The organism is Noviherbaspirillum sp., from assembly GCF_036846085.1.
In the GTDB taxonomy this organism is placed as follows: domain Bacteria; phylum Pseudomonadota; class Gammaproteobacteria; order Burkholderiales; family Burkholderiaceae_D; genus Noviherbaspirillum.
This window is the reverse complement of record NZ_DAIUCO010000189.1, coordinates 1-10,499: the sequence shown is the minus strand read 5'-3', so window position 1 is coordinate 10,499 and position 10,499 is coordinate 1. Positions and strand designations below refer to the sequence as shown.

At 60.9% G+C, this 10,499-nt stretch carries 8 protein-coding genes; 5 read left to right on the top strand and 3 right to left on the bottom strand.

Annotated features, from left to right (window positions below; translation table 11 throughout):
- Positions 1–3 precede the first annotated feature (3 nt).
- The 3 genes from V7080_RS18840 to V7080_RS18830 all read left to right on the top strand — a co-directional run bounded on the left by V7080_RS18840 (position 4) and on the right by V7080_RS18830 (position 3,807).
- Complete coding sequence (locus V7080_RS18840; RefSeq protein ID WP_334189933.1) at positions 4–804, top strand: thiazole synthase; 801 nt, start codon at positions 4–6, stop codon at positions 802–804.
- The gene (gene thiE / locus V7080_RS18835) at positions 801–1,412 is read left to right on the top strand and encodes a thiamine phosphate synthase (protein ID WP_334189932.1); all 612 of its coding nucleotides are present in this window, start codon (positions 801–803) and stop codon (positions 1,410–1,412) included. Before V7080_RS18840 ends, thiE begins: the two co-directional genes overlap by 4 nt.
- Before the next feature lie 106 nt (positions 1,413–1,518).
- A complete protein-coding gene (locus V7080_RS18830; RefSeq protein ID WP_334189931.1) occupies positions 1,519–3,807 on the top strand; it encodes a UvrD-helicase domain-containing protein in 2,289 nt (762 codons plus the stop codon).
- Here the strand turns inward: V7080_RS18830 and V7080_RS18825 are convergent.
- Genes V7080_RS18825 through V7080_RS18815 form a run of 3 tightly spaced genes read right to left on the bottom strand, consistent with a single transcriptional unit; the run spans position 3,804 to position 6,029 of the window.
- Positions 3,804–4,595, bottom strand: a complete 792-nt coding sequence (locus V7080_RS18825; RefSeq protein ID WP_334189930.1) for a BPSS1780 family membrane protein — start codon at positions 4,593–4,595, stop codon at positions 3,804–3,806. The two genes, V7080_RS18830 and V7080_RS18825, sit on opposite strands and share 4 nt — an antisense overlap.
- Before the next feature lies 1 nt (position 4,596).
- The gene (locus V7080_RS18820) at positions 4,597–5,553 is read right to left on the bottom strand and encodes a homoserine kinase (protein ID WP_334189929.1); all 957 of its coding nucleotides are present in this window, start codon (positions 5,551–5,553) and stop codon (positions 4,597–4,599) included.
- A gap of 50 nt (positions 5,554–5,603) precedes the next feature.
- On the bottom strand, positions 5,604–6,029 hold the full coding sequence (locus V7080_RS18815; protein ID WP_334189928.1) for a hypothetical protein: 426 nt from the start codon (positions 6,027–6,029) through the stop codon (positions 5,604–5,606).
- 298 nt (positions 6,030–6,327) lie between these two features.
- Here V7080_RS18815 and polA point away from each other — a divergent pair, with 298 nt between their 5' ends.
- Positions 6,328–9,075 (top strand): DNA polymerase I, encoded by a 2,748-nt coding sequence (polA, locus tag V7080_RS18810; protein ID WP_334189927.1) that lies wholly within the window; start codon positions 6,328–6,330, stop codon positions 9,073–9,075.
- A 107-nt stretch (positions 9,076–9,182) separates the two neighbouring features.
- Entirely contained in the window at positions 9,183–10,067 is an 885-nt protein-coding gene (locus V7080_RS18805; protein WP_334189926.1) for a dienelactone hydrolase family protein, read from the top strand.
- Positions 10,068–10,499: the final 432 nt, after the last annotated feature.

The following is a 10,499-nucleotide window of genomic DNA, read 5'->3' as shown; positions in this document are numbered from 1 at the left end:
GATATGGATTCAGCAGAAACCCTACGGCAAGAAGGCCTCACCATCGCCGGCAAAACCTACCGTTCCCGCCTGCTGGTCGGCAGCGGCAAATACCGGGATCTCGAACAGACCCGAGAAGCCACCGAGGCCAGCGGCGCGGAAATCATCACCGTCGCCATCCGCCGGGTCAATATCGGTCAGGACCCGAACGCGCCGAGCCTGCTCGACGTGGTGCCGCCATCGCGCTACACCATCCTGCCCAACACCGCCGGTTGCTACAACGCAAAGGACGCGGTCTACACCCTGCAGCTGGCGCGCGAGCTGCTGAACGGCCACAAGCTGGTCAAGCTGGAAGTATTGGGCGACGAGAAGACGCTGTTCCCCAACATGCCGGAAACGCTGAAGGCGGCCGATACGCTGGTGAAGGATGGCTTCGATGTCATGGTGTACTGCAGCGATGATCCGATCCAGGCGCGCATGCTGGAAGACATCGGCTGCGTCGCGGTGATGCCGCTGGCGTCGCTGATCGGCTCCGGCATGGGCATCCTCAATCCGTGGAACCTGTCCCTGATCATCGAGCAGGCCAAGGTGCCGGTTTTGGTGGATGCAGGTGTCGGCACTGCGTCCGATGCCGCGATCGCGATGGAACTCGGCTGCGACGGCGTGCTGATGAATACCGCGATTGCCGGCGCCCGCGATCCGGTTCGCATGGCGCGCGCAATGAAGCTGGCGGTGGAAGCCGGCCGCGAAGCTTACCTCGCCGGACGTATTCCGAAGCGATTCATGGCGTCGCCGTCGTCGCCGATGGAAGGACGCCCGGTATGAAAGGCCTCTACATCGTTACGCCCGACTGGGACGATACCCGCAAGCTGCTGGAAGTGACCGAAGCCGCGTTGAAGGGCGGCGCGGCACTGGTCCAGTACCGGCACAAGACGGCGGATGCGGCGCTGCGCCGGGAGCAGGCAGCGGCGCTGCTGGCGCTTTGCCGGCGCTATGGCAAGCCGTTGATTATCAATGACCATGTCGAGCTGGCGGTCGAACTCGATGCGGACGGCATCCACGTCGGCGGCACCGATCGCTCGGTGGCCGAGGTGCGTGCCGCCGTCGGCCCGGACAAGATCGTCGGCGCGTCCTGCTACGGAAGCATCGAGCTTGCCCGCGCGGCGGCGCAAGCGGGGGCGAGCTATATCGCCTTCGGCGGCTTCTATCCGTCGCGAGTGAAAAAGTATGAAGTGACAACCTCGCCGGACATCGTCGCGCAGGCGGTTCGTGAAATCGATCTGCCGAACGTGGTCATCGGCGGCATGACGGTGGAGAATGCCGCGCCGCTGGTGGCACGGGGTGCCGATATGGTGGCGGTCATCAGCAGCGTGTATCTGGCGCAGGACCCGGAAGCCGCAGCACGTGAATTGGCTGCGCTGTTCATGCAATAAAATCAAGGCCTTGCGGTGCATGCAAGGCTGTCAACGTACATGCCGAAATGAAGCCGGGCAGTCAGTTTACGCCGAATGAAAGGCCTCGCCCGGCTATAATCGGCAGATGCAAAATCTTCTCCATAACCTCAATCCCGAACAACTTGCGGCCGTCACTCTTCCTCCCCAGCCGGCACTGATTCTCGCGGGCGCGGGCTCGGGCAAAACCCGGGTACTGACGACCCGCATCGCCTGGCTGATCCAGACCGGGCAGGTTTCTCCCGCGGGCGTGCTGGCCGTTACCTTTACCAACAAGGCGGCGAAGGAAATGATGACGCGCTTGTCGGCGATGCTGCCGATCAACACCCGCGGGATGTGGATCGGCACCTTCCATGGCTTGTGCAACCGCTTGCTGCGCGCGCATTACCGCGATGCCGCCTTGCCGCAGACATTCCAGATTCTCGATTCGCAAGACCAGCTGTCCGCGATCAAGCGCCTGCTGAAGTCGATGAATATCGATGACGAAAAATATCCGCCGCGCAACCTGATGTACTTCATCAATAACGCGAAGGACCAGGGACTACGGGCCAAGGATGTGGAGGCCCACGACGATTTCAATCGCAAGTTCGTCGAACTCTACGACCTGTATGACAACCAGTGCCAGCGCGAAGGTGTGGTGGATTTCGCGGAACTGCTGCTGCGCACCTATGAACTGCTGAGCCGCAACCAGCCGCTGCGCGAGCATTACCAGTCGCGCTTCCGGCATATTCTCGTGGACGAGTTCCAGGACACCAACAACCTGCAATACAACTGGCTGAAGCTGATGGCCGGCCGCGACAATGCGGTGTTCGCCGTCGGCGACGACGACCAGAGCATCTATGCCTTTCGCGGCGCGAATGTCGGCAACATGGCTGCGTTCGAGCGCGAGTTCCACGTCGAGAATTTGATCAAGCTGGAACAGAATTACCGCTCGCACGGGCATATCCTGGATACCGCCAACACGTTGATCGCCAACAACAGCAAGCGCCTCGGCAAGAACCTGCGCACCGACGCCGGACATGGCGAGCCGGTGCGGATCTACGAGGCAAGCAGCGACCTGCAGGAAGCCCAGTGGATCATCGAAGAAGCGAAGAGCCTGATCGGCGAGGGCGCGCTGCGCAGTGAAATCGCGGTGCTCTACCGGTCCAACGCGCAGTCGCGGGTGATCGAGCATGCGCTCTTCACCGCCGGGATTCCATATCGGGTGTATGGCGGCCAGCGCTATTTCGAACGCGCGGAAATCAAGCATGCGATTGCCTATCTGCAATTGATGGACAATCCGCACAATGATTCCGCCTTCCTGCGGGTGGTGAATTTTCCGACCCGCGGCATCGGCGCCCGTTCGATCGAGCAACTGCAGGATGCCGCGCGCCAGTACGGCATCTCGCTGTATGCCGCCGTGCCGTATGTCGCGGGCAAGGCGGGTTCGTCGCTGGGCGCTTTCGTCAAGCTGATCGAAGGCATGCGCTTCGATACACAGAACCTGCCATTGCAGGAACTGGTGCAGGTGATGCTCGACATGAGCGGCCTGATCACCCACTACCAGACCGAAAAGGAAGGTGCCGACCGCATCGAAAACCTCGAGCAGTTGATCAGTGCCGCGATGCTGTTCGTGTCGGAGGAAGGCTTCGGCATCGATGCGCCGGCCTTTCTTGGCCCGAAAAGCCAGGCCAGTGCCGGCCCGGCACTTGTGACCGAGGATGGCGTGGAAATACTGGATGCCGATGCGCCGCTGGCGGCCGTGATGTCGCCACTGTCGGCCTTCCTCGCCCATGCATCGCTGGAGGCGGGTGATAACCAGGCGCAGGCCGGACAGGATGCGCTGCAGTTGATGACCGTGCATTCCGCCAAGGGACTCGAATTCGACGCGGTGTTCATCACCGGACTGGAAGAGGGTCTGTTCCCGCACGAGAACAGCGCCCAGGAAGACGGCGGCGTGGAAGAGGAACGACGGCTGATGTATGTCGCGATCACGCGCGCGAAAAAACGTCTTTACATGAGCTTCTCGCAGACCCGCATGCTGCACGGCCAGACCCGTTACAACATGAAATCGCGCTTCTTCGACGAGCTGCCGGAAGCGGCGCTGAAGTGGCTATCGCCGAAGGTCCAGCATCAATGGTTCGGCACCAGGAAGTCGGCGTGGGATGATGCGCCGGAGATCGGGGCGAATACCATTGCCCAGAGTTTCAACAGCAAGAAGGATGCGGGCTGGCGCATCGGCGAAACCGTGGCGCATCCAAAATTCGGCGAGGGCGTCATCGTCAACATCGAAGGCGGCGGCGCGAGTTCGCGGGCACACATCAATTTCGGCCGGCATGGCATGAAGCTGCTCGACCTGACGATTGCGAAGCTGGAGCGGGTCGCGCCGCGGCTTTAATCCGCCGGCGGCAGCGCCATCGCCGGCGTCGTGCCGTGCGGCCGGCCGAAGATGTGGGTATAGGTCGGATAGAAGGAGCAATACATCACCACCGTCATGATCAATGACAGCGGAAACAGCACCAGCATCACGGTGGACCGGCCGAGCAGCAGGCCGATGATGCTGCTGACGATGGACGGCAGGAGGACGCCGATCAGTATCCATGCGGCAGCGTAGATAAAGAACGCCTTGCCGGCACGCTTCACGGCGAAGAAGCTGTAGAAGATCGCCTTGAAGACATCCATCTTCTGCCACATGATGAGCGGTGCCGCATACCAGAATGCCATCGCGGCAGGCGTGTAGATGATCGCCGCGACGATCATCGCCAGCGACATGTTGGAGCCGCGCACCGTCTGCGGGTCCAGCGTCGCCTGTCCGGTCATGATTTGCCAGAATACGCCGCCGTCGACCAGCGCCGACGCCGCGACCGCAACGATCGCGGCCACGATGTACAGCACGCCGAGTTGCACCAGCTTCATGAACGCCGGGGAACGGAATCCGGTCAGCAGCAGGCTGGGATACACTTTTTTACCGGATTCGATCTGCACGCATGCCTGCATGAATGCCATGGAGAACACCGGTATCAGCAGGATGGGAAGTATCTGCCCGAGCAAGGGCACGATGCCGACGGCAAACATCAGGAACAGGTAGCTCAGGAACAGCGTCGATGTCTCGAACGGCTGTTTGCGAAACAGCGCGAATCCTTCCTTCAGCCAAAGCCATCCAAGGCCGGCGGGCACTTTTCCCATGTCAGTACAGCTCCGGTATCTGGTTATCGATGCGCCGGCGCAGGATGCGTTCGAAATGACCCGGATCATGCGGCGTCAGCATCTCCGCTTCGCGCGGCAAATGGAAATCATACAGCCGGGACAGCCAGAAGCGCAGGGCACCGGCCCGCAGCATTGGTTGCCAGGCGGTTTTTTCCGCCGCGTTGAACGGCCGCACGGCATGGTAGGCATCCAGCATCGCGCGCGTGCGGACGGTATCGAGTTCGCCGCTCTCAAGATCGATGCACCAGTCATTGACGGTGACGGCAACGTCGAACAGCCAGGTATCGCAGCCGGCGAAATAGAAATCGAAGAATCCGGTCAGGCGCTCGCCGTCGAACATGACATTGTTGCGGAACAGGTCGGCATGGACAGGACCGCCCGGCAGCGACCGGTAGGTGTCCGATGCGGCGAAGGCTTCCTGCTTCTGCATCTCGGCGCGCAGCAATCGCTGTCCATCCTCCGGCAGATAGGGCAGCACCACCGGCGTTGTTGTCTTCCACCAATCAATGCCGCGAAGGTTCGGCTGGCGGATGCCGAAGTCCTGGGCAGCCAGATGCATTTTCGCCAGCATGTCGCCGACCGCGGCGCAATGCACCGGCCTCGGTGCCATCTGCGATGTACCTTCCAGCTTGGTGACGATGCAGGCCGGTTTGCCGTGCAGGGAATGCAGGATTTCGCCCTTGCGGTCCGCAACCGGCGCGGGCACCAGCACGCCCCGCTCCGCCAGGTGGCGCATCAGGTGCAGATAGAAGGGCAACTGTTCGAAGCCGAGCTGCTCGAAGATCGTCAGGACGTATTCGCCGGTCTCGGTGTTGATGAAGAAATTGCTGTTTTCAATCCCGGACGAAATACCCTTGATGCCAAGCGGTTTGCCGAGGGGGAATTGCGGGAGCCATTGTGTGAGGTCGTCCAGACTGACCGGGGTGAAAACTGCCATGTGCTTATGAAGGAAAAGTCAAGGTGGAAACGAAAACGCGCCGGGGCGCCTTATTTGCTGCCTGATGGCGGCGGTGGAGGTGCCGGGGCAGGCGCTATGGCCGCATTTGGCTGTCGTGCACCGCCGAAGTCGAATTGCAATACATTCCACTGCGGCCCGCGCAGCCTGTTGCTTTCGGTGTCGCCCGGAAGCGTGGTGCCGATCGGCGAATTCGGTTTCAGATGATAGGTGCTGCCCCGGCTGTTGACGGTGATGTCGGTCACGATGCCGCCGCGAATTCGTTTTTCGGTGGTGGTAACCGCCTCGCGCGGTTCGCGCGCCACAGGCGCGGTGGCAGCCTCCTCACTGTCGGGCAGGGTTTCCAGCCTTGGCGGCTGTGCCGGCGTCTGCGGAGCCTGTTGTGCAGCGGCGGACAAAGGTAAGGCGCAGATGGCAAGCCATGCTGCGAATAGGTGCCGAACTTGGAATGTGCGCATGATGATTTGCCAAGAGTAGGAGAAGCCTGGACGGCGGCCTGCTGGCCACCATGAAACATTTTAGCAAACCGCACTGTAACTGCCGGAGAAATCGCGATACCGGCAGGTAACGCATCGCCGGCGTCAAGCATGCGCACGGGTGGGGCTGTCGTATTGGCAAACTCTGCCATAATCGCACGCATGCTCCGGTTGCACATGCCGTGTTGAAACGTCCATGCGCAACATACCTTATCGTCGTTCGTTAGGCCGCGTCCCCGTCTCGTTATGCAGGCGTGGCGCTTTTTTATTTTGATTCCCTATGAATAACACCCTGTTGCTCGTTGACGGTTCAAGCTATTTGTATCGCGCCTTCCATGCAATGCCCGATCTGCGCAATGCGGACGGCGCCCCCACCGGCGCCATCTACGGCATGATCAACATGTTGCGTCGCCTGCGTGCCGATTTCCCCGCTGCATACATGGCATGTGTGTTCGATGCCAAAGGAAAAACATTTCGTGACCATCTGTATGCCGATTACAAGGCGAACCGGGCCTCGATGCCGGAGGATCTGTCGAAACAGATCGAGCCGATCCACGAGGCGGTGCGTGCGCTGGGCTGGCCGATCCTCATGGTGGAGGGCATCGAAGCCGACGACGTGATCGGCACGCTGGCGGTGCAGGCCACCGCCCAGGGCATGCGCACGGTGGTATCCACCGGGGACAAGGATCTTGCGCAACTCGTCAATGACAACGTCACGCTGATCAACACCATGAGCAACGAGACCTTCGACCGCGATGCGGTGATCGCGAAGTTCGGCGTCCCGCCCGAACGCATCGTCGATTACCTGACCCTGGTCGGGGATGCGGTCGATAACGTTCCCGGCGTCGACAAGGTAGGGCCGAAGACGGCGGTCAAATGGCTGAACCAGTACGGCAGCCTGGACGGGATCATCGCCAATGCGGCATCGATCGGCGGTGCGGTCGGCGAGAACCTGCGGCGCGCGCTCGACTGGCTGCCGCAGGGCCGCACCCTTGTCACGGTGAAGACCGATTGCGACCTGGTGCAGCACATGGTTTCCATCCCGGAATCGCTGAAGGCGGCGCCGGTCGATGACGCAGCCATGCTGGCGTTCTTCAAGCGCTACGGCTTCAAAAGCTGGCTGCGCGAACTGGAAACCAAGATGGCCGCCGGCGCGAAAGCTGCCCACGGCGAGCAGGGAACGCCACAAGCCAATCTGTTCGGCGCTTCCGAATCGGAGCCCGTCAAGCGGTACGAAACCGTGCTCACCGACGAGCAGCTGGAAACATGGCTGGACCGCATCAACGCGGCGGCGCTGACATCGGTCGATACCGAAACGACGTCGCTCGATCCGATGCAGGCGCAACTGGTCGGGATTTCGCTGTGCTGCGAGCCCGGCGTCGCTGCCTATATTCCGGTCTCGCATCGTTACCAGGATGCGCCGGCGCAGCTGTCGCGCGATCATGTGCTGTCGCGGCTCAAGCCATGGCTGGAGGATGCCGCCAAGCCGAAAGTCGGCCAGCACCTGAAATACGATTGCCATATCTTCGCCAACCACGGGGTGACGCTGAAAGGCATCGTGCACGATACGCTGCTGGAATCCTATGTCTTCGAATCGCACCGAAGCCATGACATGGACAGCCTCGCGCTGCGTCATCTGAACATCAAGACGGTTTCATACGAAGAAGTGTGCGGCAAGGGCGCCTCCCAGATCGGCTTTGATGAAGTCGCGATCGATCGCGCCACCGAGTATGCGGCGGAAGATGCCGACATCACGTTGCGCCTGCACCAGGCGATGTGGCCCCAGGTCGCGGACAACGAGGGGCTCAAGTTCATCTACGAACGCATCGAGCTGCCGACCGCCGTCGTGCTGCAAAAGATCGAGCGCAACGGCGTGCTCATCGATGCCGGCCTGCTGGCCACCCAGTCGGGCGAACTCGGCAAGCGCATGCTGGAGATGGAGAAGAATGCGTATGATCTGGCCGGGCAGTCCTTCAACCTGAATTCACCCAAGCAGCTGGGGGAAATCTTCTTTGAAAAACTGAAGCTGCCGGTGGTGAAGAAGACGCCGTCCGGCACGCCGTCCACGGATGAAGAAGTGCTGCAGAAGCTGGCGGAAAACTATCCGTTGCCGAAGATCCTGCTGGAATACCGCGGACTGTCGAAGCTGAAGTCGACCTACACCGACAAGCTGCCGAAGATGGTCAATCCGGCGACCGGCCGCGTGCACACCAACTATGCGCAGGCAGTGGCGGTCACCGGCCGGCTGGCGTCGAACGAGCCGAACCTGCAAAACATCCCGGTGCGCACCGCCGAGGGCCGGCGCATCCGCGAAGCGTTCATCGCGCCGCCCGGCAGCGTGATCGTGTCTGCGGACTACTCGCAGATCGAGCTGCGCATCATGGCTCATATCTCGGGCGACGAAAGCCTGCTGCGGTCCTTTGCCGAAGGCGAGGATGTACACCGTGCGACGGCGGCGGAAATCTTCAGCGTGACGCCGGCGGACGTGACGAGCGAGCAGCGCCGCTATGCGAAAGTCATCAATTTCGGCCTGATTTACGGCATGAGCGCGTTCGGGCTGGCCTCCAATCTCGGCATCGAGCGTTCGGCGGCGCAGATGTATATCGAAAAATATTTCAACCGTTATCCGAAGGTGGCGCAGTACATGACCGACACCCGGGCGCAGGCAAAGGCGAACGGCTTCGTGGAAACGGTCTACGGCCGCCGGCTCTGGCTGGCGGAAATCAATTCGCCGAACGGACCGCGGCGCCAGGCCGCCGAAAGGGCCGCAATCAATGCGCCCATGCAGGGCACGGCGGCCGATCTCATCAAGCTGTCGATGATCGCCGTGCAGGACTGGCTGGAAGCAGAGCGCCTGCAATCGAAGATGGTGATGCAGGTGCATGACGAACTGGTGCTCGAAGTGCCGGAATCGGAATTGTCGTATATTCAGCAACGACTTCCTGAATTGATGAGTGGCGTTGGCAAATTGAGGGTGCCGCTGCTTGCCGAAGTAGGTGTAGGCAAGAACTGGGAGGAAGCGCATTAAAACTATTAGCCGCATTCATGTCATCCCGGTGATTCGGCGCAACGAGGAAAAACCCTGGCTTAGTTGTTCAACGTATTGAACGGTTTCATACACTTCGGAGGATTTCCATGCAGGATGTGAAGGACGATATCAATAGTTTGGTGGGCACGACGGCGTTTCGCGACGGCTTCGATCGCCGTGGTTTCCTGAAGACGGCGCTCGGCACCGGATTCGCCGCCTCGGTGCTGCCGGTCTGTGCGCAGACGATGATCAAGACCGATACCTCGGGCTTGACCGCCGGCGAAGTCACCATCACGGTCAATGGTCAGAATGTCCCGATGTACCGGGCGCAGCCGGAAGGCAAAACCAATTTGCCGGTGGTGCTGGTGGTGTCGGAGATATTCGGCGTGCATGAACATATCGCCGACGTGGCGCGCCGCTTCGCCAAGCTCGGCTATCTCGCACTGGCGCCCGACCTGTTCGTCCGGCAGGGCAATGCGGCTGCCTACCCCACTGCTGCCGAGGTGATCAAGGAAGTCATCTCCAAGGTGCCGGATGCCCAGGTCATGGCCGATCTCGATGCCTGTGTCGCGTGGGCGAAGGACAACGGCGGCAATACCGACAAGGTCGGAATCACCGGATTTTGCTGGGGCGGGCGCGTCACCTGGCTGTATGCCGCGCACAACCCGAAGGTCAAGGCGGGCGTCGCCTGGTACGGACGCCTAGTCGGCGACAAGACTGCGCTGACGCCTACCCATCCGGTCGATATTGCCGCCGACCTCAAGGTGCCGGTGCTCGGCCTGTACGGCGCCAAGGACACCGGTATCCCGCTGGAAAGCGTGGACAAGATGAAGGAAGCACTGGCCAAGGGCGGCAGCAAGTCATCGTTCGTTATCTTCGAAAACTCCGGGCATGCCTTCCATGCCGACTATCGTCCGAGCTTCGTCGAGGCGGATGCGAGGGAAGGCTGGCGTCTTTGCCTTGCATGGTTCAAGACCCACGGCGTGATCTGACGACCGGGATACGCTTTTTGTAAGCGGATTTGCCTGGACCATGGCCCCATGCGGATCGGCGGCCATGGTTCGCTTCAGGTACCCGCCATCGTTTCCGGCGGACAGCTGCTTTTACCGCATCATCAGGCAACGTCACCCTTGTTCCGGCCCTCGCAATCTACGGTCGCGATGCAATGACCGCTCGTGGCACGATGATGCTCAGGCACGGTCGATCCGCCTATCCTTTCCGGCAAACTCCCGTCGTACTTATGATGAATGACAGGCTTTTAAGCTAACCGTTTGCCGAATCAGGCCGGCTGTGTTTTAATTTGCAACTTTGTTGCAATTTGTCGAGGCCCAAAATCGATTCCGCGCTGTTATCCATCCTGCTTGCCACCACCATCGCGGGCGTGCTCAGCATCACCGCGGCCGCGGTGTTTTCCTTTACCGTAC